The organism is Pseudomonas sp. MF08831 (assembly GCF_059862645.1).
The window spans coordinates 81,613-104,317 of record NZ_JCBCUX010000018.1; the positions used below are offsets into that span (position 1 = coordinate 81,613).

Annotated in this window: 14 protein-coding genes; 7 read left to right on the forward strand and 7 right to left on the reverse strand. The window is 59.5% G+C overall.

Annotated features, from left to right (window positions below; translation table 11 throughout):
* The first annotated feature begins 42 nt into the window (after positions 1 to 42).
* Positions 43 to 4,701 (forward strand): Mcf1 protease effector domain-containing protein, encoded by a 4,659-nt coding sequence (locus tag AC19YS_RS28440; protein WP_500603177.1) that lies wholly within the window; start codon positions 43 to 45, stop codon positions 4,699 to 4,701.
* Positions 4,702 to 4,753: 52 nt separating this feature from the next.
* Here AC19YS_RS28440 and AC19YS_RS28445 read toward each other — a convergent pair whose 3' ends face one another.
* From AC19YS_RS28445 to AC19YS_RS28465, 5 genes are all read right to left on the reverse strand, one after another.
* Positions 4,754 to 5,131, reverse strand: a complete 378-nt coding sequence (locus tag AC19YS_RS28445; protein ID WP_003217591.1) for a response regulator — start codon at positions 5,129 to 5,131, stop codon at positions 4,754 to 4,756.
* A 78-nt stretch (positions 5,132 to 5,209) separates the two neighbouring features.
* Positions 5,210 to 6,403 (reverse strand): hybrid sensor histidine kinase/response regulator, encoded by a 1,194-nt coding sequence (locus AC19YS_RS28450; RefSeq protein WP_106579185.1) that lies wholly within the window; start codon positions 6,401 to 6,403, stop codon positions 5,210 to 5,212.
* The gene (locus AC19YS_RS28455; RefSeq protein WP_106579184.1) at positions 6,397 to 6,996 is read right to left on the reverse strand and encodes a chemotaxis protein CheB; all 600 of its coding nucleotides are present in this window, start codon (positions 6,994 to 6,996) and stop codon (positions 6,397 to 6,399) included. The genes AC19YS_RS28450 and AC19YS_RS28455 overlap by 7 nt, the downstream gene beginning before the upstream one ends.
* On the reverse strand, positions 6,993 to 7,823 hold the full coding sequence (locus tag AC19YS_RS28460) for a CheR family methyltransferase (protein ID WP_177410116.1): 831 nt from the start codon (positions 7,821 to 7,823) through the stop codon (positions 6,993 to 6,995). The genes AC19YS_RS28455 and AC19YS_RS28460 overlap by 4 nt, the downstream gene beginning before the upstream one ends.
* Positions 7,824 to 11,321, reverse strand: a complete 3,498-nt coding sequence (locus tag AC19YS_RS28465; protein ID WP_500603178.1) for a response regulator — start codon at positions 11,319 to 11,321, stop codon at positions 7,824 to 7,826.
* 276 nt (positions 11,322 to 11,597) lie between these two features.
* Here AC19YS_RS28465 and AC19YS_RS28470 point away from each other — a divergent pair, with 276 nt between their 5' ends.
* The 5 genes from AC19YS_RS28470 (at position 11,598) to AC19YS_RS28490 (ending at position 20,776) form a co-directional block, all read left to right on the forward strand.
* Complete coding sequence (locus AC19YS_RS28470; RefSeq protein WP_500603179.1) at positions 11,598 to 15,725, forward strand: Mcf1 protease effector domain-containing protein; 4,128 nt, start codon at positions 11,598 to 11,600, stop codon at positions 15,723 to 15,725.
* 215 nt (positions 15,726 to 15,940) lie between these two features.
* Positions 15,941 to 16,306, forward strand: a complete 366-nt coding sequence (locus AC19YS_RS28475) for a response regulator (RefSeq protein ID WP_169366736.1) — start codon at positions 15,941 to 15,943, stop codon at positions 16,304 to 16,306.
* A 327-nt stretch (positions 16,307 to 16,633) separates the two neighbouring features.
* Positions 16,634 to 18,034 (forward strand): DUF1254 domain-containing protein, encoded by a 1,401-nt coding sequence (locus AC19YS_RS28480; RefSeq protein WP_500603181.1) that lies wholly within the window; start codon positions 16,634 to 16,636, stop codon positions 18,032 to 18,034.
* Between the two features lie 178 nt (positions 18,035 to 18,212).
* A complete protein-coding gene (locus AC19YS_RS28485) occupies positions 18,213 to 19,781 on the forward strand; it encodes a J domain-containing protein (RefSeq protein WP_500603182.1) in 1,569 nt (522 codons plus the stop codon).
* Positions 19,778 to 20,776, forward strand: coding sequence for a DUF3829 domain-containing protein (locus AC19YS_RS28490; protein ID WP_500603184.1), 999 nt, complete (start codon positions 19,778 to 19,780; stop codon positions 20,774 to 20,776). The genes AC19YS_RS28485 and AC19YS_RS28490 overlap by 4 nt, the downstream gene beginning before the upstream one ends.
* A 64-nt stretch (positions 20,777 to 20,840) precedes the next feature.
* Here AC19YS_RS28490 and AC19YS_RS28495 read toward each other — a convergent pair whose 3' ends face one another.
* Entirely contained in the window at positions 20,841 to 21,335 is a 495-nt protein-coding gene (locus AC19YS_RS28495; protein WP_106579177.1) for a hypothetical protein, read from the reverse strand.
* Positions 21,336 to 21,496: 161 nt separating this feature from the next.
* Here AC19YS_RS28495 and AC19YS_RS28500 point away from each other — a divergent pair, with 161 nt between their 5' ends.
* Entirely contained in the window at positions 21,497 to 22,189 is a 693-nt protein-coding gene (locus AC19YS_RS28500; protein ID WP_169366740.1) for an aspartate/glutamate racemase family protein, read from the forward strand.
* Here the strand turns inward: AC19YS_RS28500 and AC19YS_RS28505 are convergent.
* On the reverse strand, positions 22,186 to 22,698 hold the full coding sequence (locus AC19YS_RS28505) for a GNAT family N-acetyltransferase (RefSeq protein WP_106579175.1): 513 nt from the start codon (positions 22,696 to 22,698) through the stop codon (positions 22,186 to 22,188). The genes AC19YS_RS28500 and AC19YS_RS28505 overlap by 4 nt on opposite strands.
* Positions 22,699 to 22,705: the final 7 nt, after the last annotated feature.

Here is a 22,705-nt window from a genome sequence, read left to right on the forward strand (position 1 = left end):
GGTGCCCGTCGTTAAACTGAAACTTACCTCACGAGTCCCATCATGATCGCTGCCCGCAACCTTATTCCACTGCATCAATGGCCGCTGAATGCTGCACCTGAGCCCCCCACAATACGCCGGCCACGCCTGGCGGATCGGGACGGCAACCCCGCGGGCCCGGACGCGGCTGAGCGTGCGCAAGTCGACGGCGACAGTCAGCTGGCCGGTTATCTGGCGCAAACGCTGCGCGCCGCGGCCAGTAGTGGACGACTGGGCGACATCGACACCATTGCGCCCGCCTCTGCCTTCGGCCAATGGTGGTCACACCTGCACGATTTGATGAAGAGCCCGTACTTTGTCAGTTGGGCAAAGCATCAGCAGATCGATCTGTCAAAGCCCATTGAGATCAATCCCCGAGACAACCTCATCAGCGCCTTCGTCGGCGGTCAGCGCAAACCCTTTTCAGGCTTTGAGCATGGCCACCTCTGGACCTCGATGATGGCGTCCATCATGCAAGCGGCAACAGCCCTGACTTCAAGCGCTGGTTATATTCTGAGCCCCTCCAGCCGCACATCGGCACCCTACCGGGCGGTCGCGGACTTTTATGGCGAAGCCATCACGGGGCAAACGCGGGAATCCGCTGAAGCCCGTGCAGTGCAGCTAGAGGCCGCTAAAGGCTTCGGCCTTCCCCGCCCCCGGCCAGACCGCGCTGCCGAGGTGCTGCAACACGAACGGGCCAAGCTGGCCAGTGCTCATGATCACAGCAACGTGGCCTTGAAACTGATCGCGGTCATTCAGCAGATCGACGATTTGTCCGAACAGTGGCTAGACCGCACCACCAAAGATCCCCTCGACAGCTTGTACCTCTCGCCCTCGTTTGTACAAAGCCGGGTTGAGCAACTTATTCGCGACAAAATGGGCAACACCCGCATCACGTTGCAGGCCGATTCGCCCCACAGGCTGTTGCAAGCGGACCCTACCGTCAGCCTGGACAAATACCTCAGTGACAATGGCTGGGACAGGCCCCGCAGCCGCGACGAGCTGTTAAATCTGGGACGGTTACTGACAACGCCAGCCCTTTCGCAGCTTCCCGACGGCAATCTCGGCGGAGCCTTGTCCTGGCCAACCCCATTGAGTGCTGACGATCGTTACAACCTGAGAAATTCCCTGCGTCAGAACACGCTGGGACTCAAGGGTCTGCAAAATTATCACCAGGCCACCGGTGCACTCGGTTACCTGACGCGCAATCGGCGTTTTGCGCCGTCCGAACTGCACGACCCGCGGCGGTTTATTCAACGCCTGCTCGCTACGCCTGAGGCCCAGGCGCTGGGGCTGGCGCTGCAGGAAAAATTCAATGGCGTCTCGACCCCGCAGAGCGTTAACGATTGGACGCTGGCAGCCCTTGGCGCGACCCTGGATGAAGCCGCAAACACCTCGGCGCCAGCCAGGACCGGCGTCGCTGGTTTTGATAGGGCCCGTCATCAACATTGGAGCCAGCATCCTTCAACGGTGGTCGCGGGGCTGGTGACGCATTTGGTTTCCTCGGGCCGTGTCAGCGCCGAATTGGCACCCGTTGCGGCCCACCTGTTGCTGTCACGCCGAGCCCCCGCTTTTTTGGTCAACGACATTCCCGCCAAGGTGACGTGTGACTCACACACCTGGGTCACCTTCAGCACGGCGGTAGCGCGCCTCGAGAGCCAGGCGCCCGGCTCAACGGCGCGTATGACCTTCGCACAGGTCATGCAACGAGCCGATCTGGCACCTGTCACCGACCAGGACCGGCAGGTAGAAGGCATGGCACAGCGCGATGCGCTCAAAGATTGGGGGGTTGCCCAAGGCTTGCTCCCGCTGAACACGCTGGATGACTACACCGACGAGCAGATGAACCGCGTCTTTGGCGCCTACAGCGCGCGGATTTCAGCATTGGGCCAAGCCTCGCAAGCCTACTCGACCCCAATGCCCGAGCGCCGGGCGATGGCGCTGGAGGAACTCAAGCGTGTGTATGGTGACCTGCCCTTCGAGAAAAAATGCATCACCCCATTTGATCAGAGCCGCGACTTCCCCGGGCCGTACTCGGTGCTGGACCTTTACCTGCACCGGCAACTCAAGGCAACGGCATGGACGTCATCCTCCGGTGACGTCGACACACGCACACTCGCGGGCCATGCAAACAAACTTTCCGACATCAATGCTGTGTTCAACACTGAACTTCAGCGGTACTTCCACGCGGCAGAACAGGCGACGAGCACGCAAATCAAACACCTGATCGCCACACTGCCCCTGGAAGATCGAAAAGCCATTGAGTATGGGAAAGTGACCCTGCTGACCGAGCACAGCATCTCTCATACCGCCTTCAACCAGAACCGTGTTGAAACCAAGGTACCCGATAGCCTGCTGCTGAAAACAGAGCTCGACGGCGTCGTCACTGTTTATCAAGTCAATTTAAGAGACAGCAACATCCGCCAGCGCGAAGAGCTCAAAGACCACCCGATCGGGCGCCAGACTGATGAAGCGGATAAGTGGCGCTACGCGAAAATGCTGCTGGAGGTTAAACCTTCCGGCCGTTATTCAGCGCGCATTGCTGAAGAAAAACCGCGAGCGGGCACACCCGACAGCTTTGCCAGCGAACGGTCCCGCTACATTGCCGACGCCTTGGTCGAAGACCTGAACATCCGGGCGCTGCAGAGTGAGGCGCGGGGTGTGACGACGTTTGATACCGAGGAGCCATTCTACAAAAGAGCCCGCGAATTCATGCTCAACCTGATTCCCCTGCGCTCGGCAATCCAGAACTTTCGAGCCGGCGCCGTGGGCGACGGCATCGTTGACTTGGCGTTCGACGCCTTCGGGTTTGTCGTCGGCGTAGGCTTCGCAGCCAAAGGCGCCAAGGCACTGCAAGCAGGTACCAGCGCGGCGGCCAGGCTGGCCCAGGGCGTGAAGATCGTGGGGCGTGCTGCGCTGAGCGCACTCAACCCGCTGGATGGCGTGGGCAGCCTGATTTCCCGTGCCGCGGGTGGGGTGCAAAAAGGCGGGCTGTATGCCTACAACACACTGCGCGGCAGTGCCGACAGTTACAGCCTGATCAAGGCGAGTCGACATTTTGATGCCAGCGCAGTGGGCACCTTCAGGCTGGGCGGCGCCATCGCCGAAGGGCCGGCAGTGCTTCAACGTGGCAAGTGGTTTGCCTTCGACACACTAAATGGCCAGCCGTATGGCAAGGCTTTGGAGGACTTCCACCCCTCGATCAGAGCCAGCGGGGAATTACACGAGGCTCAGCAGACCGCCGGTGAAAGCGCCTGGACCGCCTGGGTTGAACACCACCAACACGGTGCAAACAGTGTGCAGTTCAACCATGGCTATACCCAGGTCGACCCGTTGACGATCAGCGGCTATCGCGCCGGAATGAAATCCGCTGAAGTGATGGCGCTGGCGCGCACGCCTGGACGCACACCGGCCGAGGTCGGCGCCTTGGTACGCCAGCGCGAGCGTTTGGCGGTGCAGCACAGCTTCAGCGGGGTCAATGCGTTTTACCAGCACATCAGCGGGGGCGGCGGCACGTTCACGCCCGTTCCCCAACTGTTCTATCTCAGCCAGACCACCCCGCTCAGCAAAGGCCAATGCGCAGCAATGTCGCGCGTCATGGCGACGGCCATGGAGCAAGGCAAGCACACCCGTTTCGCCGCCAACTTATTCAGCGCAGCGGCCAACCCCACCGCCGCCGAGTCCAGGCAGTTCGTGGCGAACCTGACGCACATTCAAAAGCAACTGGATACACCCACGCAGTTTCATGCCGGTGCGCCCGTTCGCAAAATGGGCTACGCCCAACTGATGGATGACATTGCTGACGCCAGCGGCCCCAAGACCATGATGATCGGCACCGCCGACCACGCCATGATGATTGGCACGCAGGGCGAAGGCGTCGCCAAGCGGTTTTTTTATTACGACCCCAACTACGGCCTCGCCGAGTTTACGAGCGCTGCCGCCATGAAGAAGAGCCTGGGCAAGCTGTTTACCGACAAACACCTGCCGTTGCCGTACAAAACTGCGGGCGGCGACCCCACCAGGCTGGAGTTCAACGTCAGCACTCACAGTGACGCATGGAAGAAAACCAACGATATTGCCGACGCACATGTTCAGTCGCTGTTCGACGACGCCCTGGGCGCGAAGCCTTCGGTCGCTGATGCGGCTGTGCAGCCACCGCTCATAGCCAACAGCGCCAGTAAGCCCGGCGTGCAAAACGTTGAAGTGTTCGTGGCCGAGGCGAAAACCCTCGATGACCCCACAAGCATCCTCAGCACCCATGGACTCGGTGACTGCTCGGCACTGGTGGTGCTGACCGATCTGCGCAACGGGGTGTACCACAAACGCACCTTGGTGCACTTGAACGGCAGCAATCTGGAGGCGCCTGTGGGTGCTGAGCACAATGCCTTTGCCCTGCTCCAGCAGCTGGACAGCGCATTGGAGAATGGCGGCAAGGTCATTTTTGTCGGCGGCACCGCAACACGCTCATCGCTGATGGTCGGCAGGGTAATAGGCCAAGTCGATAGCAACGGTAACAAACCGTTGTTATCGATCCTGCAAAAGAAAGACGTGTCCGTGACCTACGCCAGCTCCGTCGGGGTAGAAGTCTATCCCGAGGGCAATTTCAAGCTGCGTGATGATGAGGGGGCGGGCGTGTTCGACCGCTCAAAGATCAACGAAATTCTGGACTGGGCGCGCGACTAAGCCGGTGAATGTTGCCAGGGACAGTGATACGCGTCCCTGGCACAGACCGTACTCAAGCCAACAATCGCTGGATATGCTCCTGCAGCGTATCCAGATCAAACGGCTTGGCCAGGATCGGCGCGTTGCGCGTGATCGGGCTGTTGCAGTCGAGGATTTCCTGCGGATAACCGCTGATAAAGATCACTTTCAATTCCGGTCGCAACTTGATCGCCGGTTCAGCGATCTGTACCCCGGAAATTCCGCCCGGCAGGCGGTAGTCCGTGACCATCAGGTCCAGGTGCGGCTTGGTCGCGAGGATTTCGAAGGCTTGCTCCCCATCAATCGCCTTCAGTACTCGATACCCCAGCCCGGCCAGGTATTCACCCAGCACGAACATAATCGATTCGTCGTCCTCGACGATCAGAACAACATCTTGTGCATCTTCACTCATGGGAAGCCTTTGTCCGGTCAATTGCTGCAGTTACGACCATCGGGTCACGCAGAGGTTGCGTCGAGCTGACGATAGATTTCACGCCGGCGTCTCAAGGGGCAGGCACACCCGAAACAAGGCACCCTCGCCTATCTGGCTTTCTACCTCGATGGTGCCACCGTGGGCCGCCACGATCTGCTCGGAAATAAACAGCCCCAGGCCCAGGCCAGCCGCAACATGGCTGGCGGAAACGCGCTCGAACTGCTGAAAAATTCGCTTCTGGTTGTCTGCGCTGATGCCGATCCCGTGATCGCGCACTTCAACCCTTGCCTCACTATGCTCGGTATACACCCGTACTTCCACCGGGCTTTTGGCCCCGTAGCGCAGCGCATTGGTCAGCAGGTTGGAAATCACCTGCTCGATGCGGAACTCATCCCAGTTGCCTTCTACCGGCCCCTGGACCTCCAGGTGCATCGACGACTCGGCGGCGGCCACTTGTGGCGCGAAGTTTTCCACCAGGTTGTGCACCAACTGGGTCAGGTCAAACCGCGCCGGGCGAATCGACAGCTTGCCGGTGCGGATGCGTGACACATCGAGCATGTCCTCGATCAGCCGAATCAGGCTTTTGATCTGCCGCTCATCGCGATCGACCATGGCGTGCATTTTGTCCAGGGTGAACGCGGCGGCGTTGTCCCGGGCCAGGTGCATTTTGCGCAGTTGAGTCTCCAGGATCAGCCCGTTGAGCGGCGTACGCACCTCATGGGCGACGATCGACATGAAATCGTCACGCATGCGCACTGCCTGCTCCAGCTCGGCCTGGGTGGCCTGCAGGCGGGTCAGCAAGAGTTCCTGCTCGCGGCGGCTGCGCTCCAGCGCTTCGACCTGCAGCTTCATCGCCTTGCTCTGGCGGTACAGGTCGACGAACACGTTGACCTTGCTCTTGACCGCATGGATGTCCAGCGGCTTGTGCAGGAAGTCGACGGCGCCGCTTTCATAGCCCTTGAAGGCATAGTTGAGTTCACGGCCGGCAGCGCTGACGAACACAATCGGGATGTTTTTGGTCTTTTCGGTGCCGCGCATCAGTTCGGCCAGCTCGAAACCATTCATGCCGGGCATCTGCACGTCGAGAATCGCCATGGCGAACTCGTGCTCCAGCAACAGTGACAAGGCCTCGTCGGCGCTCAATGCCTTGTAGACCTGGCGATCCTCGCGCTTGATCAGCGCTTCGAGGGCCAGCAGGTTTTCCGGCAGATCGTCGACGATCAGCAGTTTGGCCTGGACAGTACTTAACATGGGGAAGATTCCAGCAAAGCCAGCAACGAGCCAATTTGGCTCAGAGTCAGAATATAGTCAGGTGTTTGCAGGGCCAGGGCCGCCAGCGGCATCACGGCGATGCGTGCATCCTTGGGGTCTTGTACAACGGTGGTCCCGCCTGAGCGCTTGACGTGCGCCAGCCCGCGGGCACCGTCCTGGTTGGCGCCGGTCAACAAAATGGCCAGCAGACTTTTGCCATAGGCATCGGCGGCTGACGCAAACAGATAGTCAATGGAGGGCCGCGAATGGTGTACGCGGTCTTCCTGGCTCAGGGACAGGCTGCGGTCATGCTCCACCGAGAGGTGATAACCGGGCCCGGCGAAATACAGGGTGCCCGCCTCGATCACTTCCTTGTCACGCGCTTCACGCACCGGGATTCGCAGGCGCCGGGCAAAGACCTCGGCCAACTGGCTGCGGCGTTCGTCCGGCAGGTGCAGCACCGCGATGATTGGCAAGCCAAAGCCCTGGGGCAATGCACCAAAAATAGTCAGCAACGCCTCGACGCCGCCAGCAGAAGCGCCGACGACGATGGCTTCAATCCCGACAATCGGGTTGGCTGCAACGTCGTTCATGATTTGCGGTAGATCCGTTCCTGCTTGACCAAGGGTTCGAATTGTTTGCTGTAGGCGGAAAAATCCAGGGTTTCCTTGCTGCCCAGCACCAGGAAGCCGCGATGACACAGCGACTCGTGGAACAATCCAAACGCTCGGTCTTGCAATTTTTTATTGAAATAAATCAGTACGTTACGGCACGAAATTAACTGAGTTTCTGAGAATACACTATCGGTCGCCAGGCTGTGGTCGGCGAAGGTCACATTCTCGCGCAGGGACTTGTCGAAGATCGCGTAATCGTAGGCCGCGGTGTAGTAGTCGGCAAATGAACGCTGTCCGCCGGCCTGCTGATAATTGGCGGTGTAGGCGCGTACGTTCTCCAGGGAAAAAATACCTTGCTTGGCTTTGTCCAGCGACGCCGGGTTGATGTCCGTGGCGTAAATGATCGTACGCTCCAGCAACCCTTCCTCACGCAGCAGGATCGCCATGGAGTACACCTCCTCGCCCGTGCTGCAGCCGGCAATCCAGACCTTGATCGACGGGTAGGTTTTGAGCAGCGGCACCACTTCCCGACGGATCGCCAGGAAGTGCGACGGGTCGCGAAACATCTCGCTCACCGGGATCGTCAGGAACTGCAGCAACTGCATGAACGCGGACGGGTCGTGCAGCACGCGCTCCTGCAATGCCGAGATCGTGGCGCAATCGAACTGGCGCAAGGCATGGGCCACGCGTCGTTTGACCGACGCACCGGAATAGTCGCGAAAGTCGTAGCTGTACTTGAGGTAAATCGCCTCAATCAACAGGCGCAGCTCAATATCGCTGCTTTTATCCAAAAAACGTTGCTCCACTTAAATACGTTCCATCTTCGGTAGCCAGACGCGAATCAGCGAGAACAGGCGGTCCAGGTCAATCGGCTTGGCCAGGTAATCGTTGGAGCCCGCCGCGAGGCAGCGTTCCTGATCGTCCTTCATGGCCTTGGCCGTCACCGCAATGATCGGCAGCTTTTTCCAGCGCGGATCCTGGCGAATCAAGGCGGTTGCCTCGTAACCGTCCATCTCCGGCATCATCACGTCCATCAGCACCAGGTCGATGTCGTCAACTTCATTGAGTTTGTCGATGGCTTCACGGCCATTACGCCCGATCACCACCACCGCACCTTTGTGCTCCAGGGCGCTGGTCAGGGCGAAGATATTACGCACATCGTCGTCCACCAACAGGATCTTGCGGCCCTCGAAGACCTTGTCGCGGCTGCGGGCGGTCTTGAGCATCTTCTGGCGATCATGGGACAGCTGGGATTCGACTTTGTGCAGAAAGAGTGTCACTTCATCCAATAGGCGCTCGGGTGAGCGCGCGCCCTTGATGATGATCGAGCGCGAATACTTGCGCAGCTCGGCTTCTTCATCGCGGGTCAGGTTGCGCCCGGTGTAGACAATCACCGGCGGGAACGAGCAGATATCCTCGGTAGCCATGCGCTTGAGCAGCTCGTTGCCGAGCATGTCCGGCAGCTTGAGGTCGATGATCATGCAGTCGTAGACATGGGTGCGCAGCAGGTCCAGGGCGGCCTGAGCATAGCCGACGTCGGTGATCTCAATGTCATCATCGCCGATCAGGCGGGCAATGCTGTCACGCTGCAAGTCATCGTCTTCCACCAGCAGCACGCGCTTGACCTTTTGTGTCAGCTTGGCTTCCAGGCGCGCAAACACATCCTTGAGCTCTTCGCGGGTGGTGGGCTTGACGGCATAACCGATTGCGCCCATGTGCATGGCGGCTTCGACGCGGTCTTCGACGGATATCACGTGCACCGGGATGTGGCGGGTGCTGGCGTGTTCTTTCAGACGTTGCAGCACGGTCAGCCCGGAATGGTCGGGCAGGCGCATGTCGAGCAGGATCGCGTCGGGAATGAACTCTTCGGCCAGGCTGTAGCCTTCGTCCGCACCGTGCGCCACCAGGCAGTTGTAGCCCAGCTCATGGGCCAGGTCGAACAGGATACGCGCGAAATTCGGTTCGTCTTCCACCACCAGAATGCATCGGGTGGTGAACGGCGCTTTGTCACGGTCATCGGCAAACCGCGGGATCTGTTGAACGTCGGCCACCGGCAGGGGTGAGACCGCCACGGGCTTGGGCGCAGGGGCCGTTACGGCTTGGCGCGGCTGCTCGACAGGTGCGGCGCCCTCCTCGCGTTCGACGTACTGCTCTGGCAATACCAGCGTGAACACACTGCCTTTGCCCGGCTCACTGCTCACGCTGATATAGCCGCCGAGCAATGTCGCCAGGTCGCGAGAGATCGACAAGCCCAGGCCGGTGCCGCCGTAACGGCGGTTGGTGGTGCCATCGGCCTGGCGGAACGCTTCGAAAATGCTTTCCTGCTGGTCCGGGGCAATGCCGATGCCGGAGTCGCGCACCGTAAAGGCAATGCCCTCGCCCGGCGCCCTGGACACCGACAGGCTGACTTCGCCCTGCTCGGTGAACTTGACCGCGTTGGACAGCAGGTTCTTGAGGATCTGCTCCAAACGCTGGCGGTCGGTGAACATCAGCGTCGGCGCATCGGCCTGAACCTCCACCTGGAAACCCAGCTTGCGGTCGGCGGCCAGCGGTTCGAACATGCCACGCAGGCCGTCCACCAGGCGTACAACGCTGGAGTTTTCCGGGCGCACTTCGAGTTTGCCGGCTTCCACCTTGGAAATATCCAGAATGTCGTTGATCAGGTTGAGCAAGTCATTGCCTGCCGAATAGATCGACTCGGCAAACTTGACCTGCTCGGCGCTGAGGTTGTCCTGAGGGTTTTCCGCCAGCAGCTTGGCTAGGATCAATGAGCTGTTCAGCGGCGTGCGCAGCTCGTGGGACATGTTGGCCAGGAACTCTGACTTGTACTTGCTGGAGCGCTGCAGTTCGTCGGCGCGGTCTTCGAGTTGAAGCTGGGCCTGGTTCAGCTCGACGTTCTTGCGGTCCATGGCGTCGCGCTGCTCGGCCAGGGTCTGGGTCTGCTCGGCCAACTGTTCGTTGGTCTGCTCAAGTTCGGCCTGCTGGGTTTCCAGGTGAGCCTGGGATTCCTTGAGGATGCGCGACTGTTCTTCGAGTTCTTCGTTGGCGGTCTTGAGCTCTTCTTGCTGCACTTGCAGCTCTTCGTTGAGCTGCTGGGTTTCGGCCAGCACTTCCTGCAGGCGCTGGCGATAGCGCGCAGCTTCGATGGAGGTGCCGATATTGCCGGCAATCAGCTCCACCAGTTCGACGTCACGCTCGTCCAGTGGGCGCAGGAAACCCAGTTCGATCACGCCGTTGACACGGTCGTCGTCGCTGGTCGGCATCACCAGTACGCTGCGGGTAGCGCCTTCGCCCAAACCGGAGCTGACCTTGAAGTAGTCCACCGGTACATCGTCCAGGCGAATCAGGCGATCGAGCTGGGCCGCCTGGCCGACAATGCCTTCGTCACTGTAGATCGCCTGCTCGCGTTGCTCCTGTTCGCGGGAGAAACCATACGTGGCCACACGCCTGAGACCGCCGTGTTCTTCACGCACATACAGCGCAGCGACCGCCGAGCCCATGTACTGGGCAAAGAACTGCAGGATGTTACGGCCCAGCATGTTCAGGCTGAGTTGCCCCAGCACTTGTTCGGCCAATTCGGTCTGGCCGTTGCGCAGCCAGGCTTGCTGTTCGAGGCGACGCGCAATCTTTTGTTGCGACGCGAGGTTTGCGCTGTAACTGTCTGATAGAGCGATTAAATTTTTGCGACCCACATAGGCAAGAAAGCCGCTCAGACCGAGCACAAAGACCAGATACAGCGTGACGCTGACCACCGTCGTACGGGTAACGTCCTGGTTACGGGTCACACGGAACTGCTGCTCCATGCCCACCGCGTCCGCGTATTCCTGGCGAATCGCGTCGGTCAGGCTCTTGCCCCGGCCGGCCTTGACCGCTGCGCGGTAGTCACCGCTCTGGCGTTGCAGGTCAATCATCGATTGGGCGTATTTGTTCCATTCGGCCTGCATGGCCTCAAGACGCTTGAGGCGGTCCACCTGTTGCGGGTTATCCGCTACCAGCTCCTGCAAATTGTGCAAATCGCCAATGATGCGCGGCTTTGCCACTTCGTACGGGTCCAGGAAATGCTCGTCGCCGGTGATCAGGAAGCCGCGCAGCCCGGTTTCCAGGTCCACCGTCAGCTTCGAAGACTCATTGAGGTTATTGATGACCCGGTCGGTGTGCTCTACCCACTGGATCACCGACAACAGGTAAGTGATCAGCACGACGAAAAACGCCGCACTGAGCACGCCCACACCCAAAGGGAGGGCCACGTTACGGCTCAGGAGTTTACGAAAGCTCTTTTCATCGACAGACGACGCGGGAGTCATGGGCATGCCTTGGCCAGGTATGGAAAAGCTGGGAGTTTGCCCGAATATCGACGGCCAAGGCTATGTTTCTGCATTGATTTGAGGTGACTTCCTACGCTCTAAACGTGAATTCCCAAAGGATTCTGTCCGAATTCATCAATTCATTTACACAAATAAATACAGGTACGTGGCGCCGTGCTGGAACGAAATTTCCTCGTTTCAGCACTCAGGTGTGCGCCTCGGGAACACGGAAGATCTTTTGGGAAGGCGTCTTTTTAACCCAGCAAGGTAAACCAGATGACCAACACGAATGCAGTACAGCAAACCTTCAGGCTACAGTTGGCGCCGATGGCCAAAGCGCCAACACCGGCTGCACTGAACGCCGCGACCGGCGCCGCCAACGATGACGTAACGTTGCTCGCCGAATATATCGCTGCCCTGCAGAACAAGTTGAAAGGCGTCGATGAAAAGATCGAGGTGCCAAAAAACACGCTACTGGGTCAGTGGTTGACCCTCTATCACGCTCAGCTTGAGCGTCCGGTTGTACAGCAGTGGATGCGCCAGCAGCACATCGATCCTGCCACCGTCAGCATCGTTGCCAGCACCGGCGTGTTGCATGCCACGGTTGATGGCGTAGCCAGAAGATTTACCCTGAGCGATACCCCAGGCTGGAAGGCTATCGCCGAGCCAATACTGGCAGCGGCGCGCGTCATCACGCCCACGCCGGACACCCCGTTGCACCTGTCGTTCGAGAATGGCGTCCTGAAGGTGCCTCTGGCGGTTGTGGGCGATTTTTATGGCCAACCGCGCATCGACGGTGACGAGGTTCAGGTAGAACGCGAAATCCAGATATTGATCGCCACCAAGCGCTTGCGCCCTATCTCGGCAGGCGACCCGTTGCGACCTGCCGCGACCCGCTCTGTGCTGGCAATTGCAGATCAACGGTTAAGTGCTGAAACGTTCTATGCCGCCAAGCCCCAGGACGGTAGCGCCACAGGCACGGCGGTGCTGACCAAAACGGTAAAACACCTCATAGCAGACAAGGCAGATCTTTACGACTTGGCCGTCAAGCTCCGGTACGCAGCCACCCAGGGTGATGGTCAGCCTGCTACCGCTGCCCAGATCGCATACAGTTTGAACAATGAACGGTTAGTCCCTTTCGTCGGTTCGACATACGCCATGGCGCAAGGCCCGGCGCCCACATTGGCAGTAGCGCTGAACGACCTCGGCCTGGCACTTCCGCGCACCATGGAAGAGCTCACTGCGTTGGCGACCACGTTGGAGCAGCAGTCGCAATTGAGCCCTCTGGGCAATCTGGGTGGCGCACTTTCCTGGCCAATCCCGATGTCGCAAGCCGATCAACAAAAAATGTTGGATTTCCTCTACAGCGCCGAGCCCGGTGCGCCAGGCGGGGCATTGTCACCTGACAGCCAGGCGACGCTCGGTTACTTGATCAGAGGCAGTGCATTGACGGCAAGCGACCTGCAGGACCCAGAAAAGGCCCTGCAAAAACTGCTCGACACCCCCAGGGCCCAAGCGTTGGGTAAAACCCTGCAAACGCAGATGAACGGCGCTTCCTCGGACAGCAGTATCTACGACTATCTATTGACCGCGCTCAACCTTGGAATGGATCCAAAGTCCTACCTTTCGCGTGAACGCAACGTGGTGGGCGAATTTGACCTGGCGGACCCGCAGCATTGGGGTCATTCACCCTCCTCGGTCATTGAAAGCCTTGGCCAGCATCTTGTCGCCACCCAAAAAGCCACGGTAGATACCGCCAAGCTCGCCACTCACCTGTTGTTAGGCCATACGGCCCCGCAGTTTCTGATTAAAGATATTCCCGGCAACCTGACCGTCGGCAGCCAGGCGTGGGCTTTCCTGTCGATTGCAGCGGCAACTATAGAAGCCGAGCGACCTGGCGCTGTGAGGCACATGACGTACGCCGAGGTCATGCTGGAGTACAATGCCTCCAAAGGCCGATCACCCGCTACCGAATACGCCCAAAGTACCGCGCTGGTTGATTGGGCTGTCGCCAACGGCGTCATTGCAAAAAATGCTGACGACACCTATACGCCCGCACAACTCGACAGCATAAAAAACAGCTTCAACCAACAACTGGAAGAGCGGCTCTCGGCTTCCAAAATGCTCTACGGAGCAATACCGACGCGAAAAGAAATTGCCCTGGCTACATTAAAGGAACGCTTTGGGGATCTGGGCCCGGTATTTGAAAAGAAAGTATTGGGCACTGATAGCTATCGCGGCACCGAGGACCAAACCGGGTTGGTCGGCCGACATTCGATGTTGGATATCGCCATGATGGACATGCCGAATCCGCGTCCTTGGAGGTCAGACGACCCCAGCATCCCATTGGAGCAGCTCAATGCAGCCCCGATAGTGGGTGTACAGAAAGCCTTCGATCAGCAGTTCACCCAAGCGATCTGGGATAAAAAGACCGGCACTAACGCCACGGTCAGGCATATGATCGCGCAGCTTCCACTCGAAGACAGACAAAACTTTGAGTTTGGAAAAGTCACTGTCTTTGAAGAGAGTTCACATCGGCTGGGCATGGGCTTTTTACCGAATAACACTGACCACCAAAAAGAACCCGGGCTGATATTCCGAACCGAACTGAATGGTCAGTCTCAAGCCTACGAAATCAATTTAAATGAAAGCACGATCAAACAGATCAATCTGAGCCGGGCACAAACCAAGGTGTCGAGAGTAGCCAACCAGGTGCATGAGACCAAGGAAATCACGTTCAACCATCACGTGCATGACTTGGGCACAGAACGTGGCGTGCTGGCGTTACCTATGGATAGCTTTAACAGCATTCGATCCAACTTGATTGCCAGCGCATTTGTCGATCACCTCGAACTTGATGACCCCAGCATAAAAGAAGACGCCCGCGGGCAAACCACCCTGGATGCGTTACAAGGCGGCCCCAAGCCACTTGACGATTTTTTGTTGAATCTGATCCCGTTCAGATCAGCCATTGTCAATTTTAATAGCGGCAACTACGGTGAAGCAGCCCAAGACCTCACCATGGATATATTCGGCTTTCTCACTGCCGGCGCTGCAGTCGCAGGCAAGCTGATCAAGATCGGCCGCTCAGCGCTCTCCATTGGCTCCAAGGTACTGAGCGGCACCCGCGTCATCGGCGCCGAAGCCATTTCCCTACTTAACCCTCTCAGTGGCTTGAATGAAATGGCGGCGCAGGGGGGCAAACTGCTGCTCAAAGGCGGGCGCTACGCACTGAACAAAAGTCTTGAAGCCGTTAACAAACTCAAAGGGGCTACCGGTAGCTATGACCTGCTTAAAGCCGCGAGTAAAAGTCAGGGCATAACAGCAACGGGCACCTACAAGTTTTTGGAGCAACGAGTGGACGTGGGCGCGACCCTACAGAACAATAAATGGTATGCCCTTGACCCCCTCAGCCAGAAACCCTTTGGGCAGCCGCTGCTCGACTTCAAACCTGTCACTGTTGCTGGGAATGGTGAGATAAACCACAACTTCATTAACTGGTTGTCCACGTGGGTGGCGCCAACCCCCCGGACCCCTAATCTTGGCGAAGTGTTTAAGAAGGCAATAGATGACGTCAAGCTCAAGGATATCGCTGGTTACAATCGTGGCTACGCTAACCCAAGGGGCCAAACCATAGACGGCTACTACCCCACCATGAACGTGCTCGAACTTAAAGAGCTAGCCATCCTCCCCCGCCGAACCCCCGAAGAGACAGGGGCACTGGCCAAACTGATAGAAAATCTCCAGACCAAAAACAGTCTTGAGTACTCCAGGATGTTTAGCGAAGAAATTGCAAAGGCAGGCGGTAAAGCGATCGGCATGCCGCAAACCTTCTACCTGGCTTCAAACGACGTTACTTCATCAGGAGAATGTGCTGCGTTGGCTAACACCATGGCGTTGGCTATTCAGCATGGTAAAGAGCGTGTACTGATCGATAACTTCTTCAAAGCCAGCTTAAATTCCATCGACCCCACCATTACTGGCTTCCGCCGACAACTGAACAGCATGCACCAAGCGCTTCGCGTGAACTTTCACGGCACCAATCCGGTTTCCCGGCAAGCGTACACCGACATTATTAATGACCTCAGTAATAGAACCACATCAACCACCCTCAAGATCAGCACCCAAAATCACGGGCTTCTGGCGGGCGTCATTGTCAATAACAACCAGAAAGAATGGTTTTTCTTTGATCCTAACTTCGGCCTGGCGAAGTTCCCGGACGAAGCTTCAATGCGCCGGGGGCTGGACGCTACCTTGAATAGCGGCTGGAGCGCCGGCACGCTTAAACCGGTTGCCATTAACCACGGCATTCCGGAGTACGACGTCAGCACCTTCAATGACTTGGACTTTCTGGCGACGGTTCCTTACAACAACCCGTACGCACTGTTCAATACCGCGCTCTGATCCACAGGTGACTCACTGGCGTGAATGGCACTTTTGGACGGTGTCATTCACGCAACGCGTCATCCCCCTAGCCGCGGACTTGCACGCGACATTTGCGCCCATTCCCTTCACAATGCCTGCGCCAACGGAACTTGCCGAGATTGACGCGACTCATTAGAGAATGGTCTTTCAACCGCTAAAGACCTGCCCACTTCATTTTTTCGGGAATTTTGATTATGTCCGCCACCCCCTCCACCCTCCTTGTAGTCGAAGACGACGCCATCGTGCGCATGCTAATCGTCGATGTACTCGAAGAATTGGAGTTCACAGTGATAGAAGCGGCGGACGCTGAAGAAGCTTTGAAAGTGGTCGAAAACACCTCACAGGTGATCGACCTGATGATGACCGATGTTGGCCTGCCTGATATGGACGGTAAAGAACTGGCCGCCAAGGTGCGTGAGCTACGCCCTGCCCTGCCAATCCTGTTTGCCAGCGGCTATGCCGAAAGCATCGACGTGCCGGCCGGCATGCAAGTAATTGGCAAACCCTTCTCGATCGATCAATTGCGCGACAAAGTCAAATCCATGCTGCCCCACGCATAGTCCCTCATTTGCCGCAGGCCGCCGGATACGGGGGCATTCCCGACCTCAGCGTATTTCGCCATTCCCAATGGCGCTGCGCGCTCATTTGACTGAGCCGCTCGCGCGTCAGGGATTTGCTGCTAGCTTGAATCGATATCATCCGTGAATGCCCAAGCGCGTCATCGTCAACACCTGCGTCAAACCGCAACAGACAGGGGCGCGCCAAGGCGATGATTTACCTCAGTTGGCCTGGTTTGCAGGGATTAACGTGACGTTCGCGAAATAAAACTGGAAACTCGTCGCCTTCAACTCCCGTCAGTCAAAAGAACTCTGGAAGGACGCAACAACATGATTGGAAAACCGACGCGCCTGCTGTTGGCGAGCCTCTCGATATTCATGAGCACCGGTGCCTGGGCTGACTTCACGGCAACCCCCGCCGAAGCACGGGCGATTGCCAAGGAAGCCTACCTGTATGGCTACCCGGTCGTAGCGATGTACAAGACGCTCTACACCCAGGCCGTCGATAAAGGCGGGCCCAACTTCAAGGCGCCGTTCAACCATATCGGCAATACCGCGCAGGTGTTCACCCCCAAGGACACTGCGTTCGCCACACCGAATTCGGACACGCCCTACTCCTTCGTATGGATGGACCTGCGCAAAGAGCCGTTGGTGTTGACCCTGCCCAAGATCGAAGACAACCGTTACTACTCGGTGCAGCTGATCGACCTCTACACGCAGAACATCGCTTACCTGGGCACCCGCAGCACCGGCAACAACGGCGGCCACTACATGATCGCCGGCCCGGACTGGAAAGGTCAGCAGCCGGTTGACGTGGACCGCGTGGTGTACAGCGAAAGCAATATCGCCTACGCCCTGTACCGCACGCAGCTGTTTGATGAAAAGGACCTGAACAAGGTCAAGCAGATCCAGAACGGCTACAAAGTGCAGCCCCTGAGCAGCTACGTAAAACAGCCTGCGCCGGCCGCGGTGCCGAAAATTGAATGGCCCAAGCCGATGGCCACCATGACCGAAGGGCCGCAGCTGTTTCGATACCTGAACTTCATGTTGGCCTTCGCCGCCCCTCAGGACAGCGAAAAGGACCTGCTGGCGCGCTTTGCCAAGATTGGCATCGCCCCGGGCGCGCCGTTCAAGGTCAAGGACTTGACCGCAGAGCAGCGCAAAGCCCTGGAAGACGGGATTGCCGACGGCCGAGCCGAATTCGCCGCGTTCAAGAAAGACAAAATCGACACCAACCAAGTGGCCAGCGGCGACCTGTTCGGCAGCCGCGACCGCCTGAAAAACAACTACCTGTACCGCTACGCCGGGGCGGACCTGGGAATTTTCGGCAACTCCCCCGATGAGGCCATTTACCTGAACTACTTCGTCGACAGCGAGGGTAAACCGGCCAACGGCGCACGGCACAGCTACACCGTGCACTTTGACAAGGATCAACTGCCGCCCGCTGAAGCGTTCTGGTCGCTGACCATGTACGACGCCAAGACCAAGCTGCTGGCGCCCAACCTCAAGAAGCGCTACCTGATCAATTCGCGGATGTTGCCCAACCTCAAACTGGACGCCGACGGCGGGCTGACCCTGGCATTGCAGCACCACGAGCCACCGAAGGCCGAACAGAGCAACTGGCTGCCGGCACCGCCCGGCCCGTTCTACGCAGTACTGCGCATCTACTTGCCCAAGCCTGAAGCAAGTAACGGCCAATGGAAGTTGCCACCGCTGACGCCGCTCAAATAATCCTCGGCTCAGCCGCGTGCCCGTTCGCCACCGGTTTGCGACCGGGCACGCACCCTGCGGATCGTCGAAGCGGGTGCGCCAAGTACGCCAGCAAGACCGCGCCCTCCCTCACTCCCACTGGTTCAGCGGACACTAAACCGGGTAAGGTGCGCGCGTTATTTATGGAGTTGTACCGCACATGACTTGCTGGGATCTCCTCGGCCTATCCCCGAATGCCGATAGCCGCACGATCAAACGCCAATACGCCACCTTGCTGAAGAAAACCCGACCGGATGATGATCCGGAAGGTTTTCAACGCCTGCGTGAAGCGTACGAACACGCCTTGAATTGGCAACAATGGGCGCAGGAAGACGACGGTGCTGAGCTGGCAGTGGCCACGGTGCCGACGGCCTTGGCTGCCCAGACCTTGCAGGAGCACTACACGCTGGCGATGGCCGCGGGTGCCGGGCTGGAATTTGAAGTGGGGCTGCTTAAACGCTGCCTCTGGGACGAGGAGCTCAACGAAGAGGATCGGCGTTGGGCGTTTGACACTTTCCAGTGGCTTAGCGCCTGGCAACGCCTGGAGTTGCCGCAAGCGCTGATCGAAGCCTTGGCCGAACAGCGCAGGCAAGCCTTCCAACACACGCTGAGCTTGGCCATGGCCGAGCGTGACGAAGCGGCTTTTCTCGCAGCTTATGCCGCGCGCGTTGATCAGCCCTGGCTCCAGCAACCGGCGCATGCCCAGTGGGTTCACCGCATGCTGGCGACGCTGTTGACCGAAAGCCAGTTCTGGTCCCCCGCCGTGTTTGAGGCCGTGCGCACCGGCCAGGGATGGCAGGGCAGCGACCACGCATGCCCCGCAGACGAATGGCAACACTTGATACGGCGCCAGCAAGGCCCGGTATTCATGGCCCACCAGTACGCGTTGGCAGCCACAGCGCCCAATACCCCACAGCAACGCGCCGCGCGCTTATTGCTGGCGCCGATGTCTCTGGGCCAGCGGCGTGCTTTCGCACAGCGCCTGAGTGAACAAGACTGGGAGGCGTGCCGAACCTTGGCCGCGACCCTTAAAGCCGACCATCCCGACATAGCACAGGCGATGCCAGGCGGCACGCCGTATTTCTGGCAGGATTGGGAAACTGCTTTTGACACCTTGCCGCTGCTGCTCGCGATTGTGCTGGGCTGCCTTGTCGGAGCGCTGTTCCAGTCGCCCTGGCAAGCGGGCGCGTTAGTGGACACTGCGGGGGACGCGTTGGCCTGGTCGATGGCCTACATGGCCGTTGGCGCACTGGCCTGGCAGGTGTGGCGCCCGTTGGCGCATTGGCTGCGCGTGCTGGATGAACGTCTCGGTGCAACACTGCCGCGCTGGATGAGCCCCACCCGCCTGCCGTTGTTGCCGGTACGCGACCTGATCCCGGGTGCGGCCATGGGCATTGCCATCAGCGCTCATTTCGGGCCCGTCGCCGGCCTGACACTGGTGGCGGTCCTGGCTGCCGTCGGCGCGGGCAAGCGCCGGGCACGCATGAACGTGAAGGAGTGGGCCGCCCATTTTCCGCGCCGGGCCTTGGGCGCCATCGGCCTGGGCGCCCTCGCCTTCGCCCTGGTGTTTGCCGGGTTTAAATACCTCGACAGCCGCCATCAAGTCGGTCGCCACCAAGGTCTGCAGCAATGGACCGAACGCGTGTGCAGCCGCATGCCGCAAACCGCTGAAGACTGTCAGGCCCCGGCCACACACGCGCAATGGTATGGCCAGGAGGCCGAGCAATGAACCCAGCCTTGTTACTCCCCATTGGCCTCGTGTTTACGCTGATGCTGGTCGGCCTGGCCGGCGCGGGCAAACACACCCAAGTGCTCGAGTTGTGGCTGGATAGGCTCGACGGCCCGCAAACCGCGGCCGCCAGTGCGCTGGCGCCGATCATCGACTGCATGAACCGCGTTGACCGAGACACGCGGCTGGCCTACCAGCGTTTGGTGCACCCGCCAATGGCCGAGTCAGCGCCTGAAGCGCAAACCTCTTTGCCGGCAGGTCGCTACGCCAGGTCACGCGAAGAGTTCGGCGACAACAGCGAGCCGCAGGCGCGTGTGATCCAGAACGACGTGTGCGCGCCCACCCTCACTACCAAGCTGGCGCATCAGCACCCCGCCAGCCCCTTGATCGGGATGACCGCTGAGTACCTCGCGAGCCTGCAGAAAATCTCCTCTACGCTGGGCACCTCGAACCAGCGGCGGCTGTTCGGCGACGTCTTGCAGCAACGCATTCAAGACGAACTCAGCAGAAATGGCGAAGCCTACGCGACGGTGTCCAGCCAGCTGCGCCGCGGCCTGGCGGTGCAAGATCAGCGTCTGCGCGTTGAGCAACGGGCTGTGCTGGAAGCGCGTCTGGGCCAGGACCTGCACTGGCACCTGCTCAATTACATGATCAGCGCACGCGCGGCGGTGGACCAGATCGACGACGGCGTGCGCACTGCCAGCCTGACGCCCCAGGCGCTGGCGAAGCTGACGGCGGCGGTGCAGCGCGCCAACGAAAACAGCGCAACCTTCGTGGACCACATCCCGAATAAAAACCTTAATGATGAAGCCCTGCACCTTTGGTACGTCCTCAGGCAGCCCGCCGATGCCTACCTCATCGCGCTGCACAATCTGCTTCAAGACTGGCTGGACCACGCCCCGCCGCAACAGCTGAGTGACGATTACTACCTCGTGACTCGCCGCTACGACGCGCTGCTCAGTTATTACAACCGCCCGGCAAGAAATGCGTTCTAGCCCTGAGTGCGTGCGGCGCCCAGCTCAGGACTGCGCCGGGGCACCCGGCGCCGGGCGAGCCCGCTCAAACGCGATCGCGCGGGATCAGGCTCTGCAACTGCGACGCCAGAAAATTTGCGTCGAAGGCAAACGTGTCCGGGTCCTTCAGGCCGTTGGTTTTTTTCCATAGCCAATCGTTTTTATCAGCCGGCAGCACCAGTGATACGCTGCCGTGCCGTGCGGCGGTCAAGCCCATCACCGACACGGCAATCGAGCCGCCCGCCCCCATCACGTCCGGCACGAACTCCACCGTCTTGCCGGTGATGTGCACCGTCAGTTTTTCGGTTTTGAAGGTCGACGTCTCAACCGGCAGGCTCGGGCCGCTGGCGACATAGGCCTCACGGTGGACTTCCAGCAGGCCAGTGGTCTTGACGGGTTCCAGCCACTGCTCGATCTGCCCGAACAGCTCGCCGAGCTTTTGCGCCCAGCGTGCGGACTGCACGTCGAACTGCTGTTTTTTGTGCGCTTCACTGTCGGCGTAATGACGAAGCATCTCGCCCAATTGCTGTACATCGTCCATTGCGGATTTCCTTGGGTGGGCCAGGTTGCGAACGCTGATCATGGCAGATGCGGCGGTTCAGCGTGCGGCTTAACTGCACCGGTCATTTGACCGGCAACTGCGTATGACTATTGCGCAGCCGATGGGTATGGTGAGGCGACATCCCCTGTCAGGAGCATCGCATGCGCACCATCGGCCTTATCGGCGGCATGAGCTGGGAGTCCAGCGCCGAGTATTACCGCATCATCAACCAGCGCGTGCGTGACCAGCTGGGCCCGCTGCGCTCGGCGCAACTGTTGATGTACAGCGTGGATTTCGGCCCGGTCGAGCAGGCGCAGCATGCCGGCCGTTGGGATGACGCCGCGCTGATCCTCGAGGATGCGGCGCGCCGCTTGCAGGCTGGCGGTGCGGATTGCGTGGTGCTGTGTACCAACACCATGCATCGGGTGGCAGCGCGGATCGAGGCGGCCGTGTCGATTCCGTTCCTGCATATTGCCGATGCCGCCGGTGCCGCTGCGGTAGAAGCCGGTACGCTGACAGTCGGTTTGCTGGGCACGGCATTCACCATGGAGCAGGACTTTCTCACCGCACGCCTGACCGCCCAAGGCTTGACCGTGTTGGTGCCCGACGCTGACGAGCGCCAGGCCGTGCACCGAATCATCTATGAGGAGTTGTGTGTCGGCGTGCTCAGCGCTGCCTCGCGCCAGGTCTATCAGCGGGTAATCGAGTCGCTGGCCGCACGGGGCGCCCAGGCAATCATTCTTGGGTGCACGGAAATCGGCCTGCTGATCAAACCGCAGCACAGCAACCTGCCATTGCTGGACACCACCGAGCTGCATGCACAGGCTGCGGTGGCGTTTGCTCTGGGGGATTAAGCCGTCTGGCGCAGGCGCGCCATGCTCAGGGTGTCGACGAAGACGCCGTCACGCAGGGCGTAATCGCGCATCCGGCCTTCGACCTCGAAGCCGAACTTGCGGTAGAGGTTATGCGCGGCTTCGTTGTCGGCGTACACCGTCAGTTCGACGCGGCGCAAATTCATCCAGTTGTCGGCCACGTCCAGCGCGGCCGTCAACAGCCTGGAGCCGACGCCCTTGCCTTGCCAGGCCGTGGCGACGCCCATGCCGAACGAACCGACATGGCTGCGGCGCACCCGCAGGGTTTGCTCCAGGCCAAGCTGGCCGATCACTTCCCCTGCATGCATCGCCACCAGCTGTAGCCGCCGCTCGTTATCCAGCGCCAGCTTGTTACGCCACGCCTGCACCGACTGAAAAGGCATTTGCAGCACCTGACGGCACACAGCCGGTTCGTTGTAGAGCGCAGCGACGCCTTCAAGGTGGGCCTCGGTGAAGCGCTGGATCACGATAGGAGATTCAGGTGTGCGCATTGCGTTT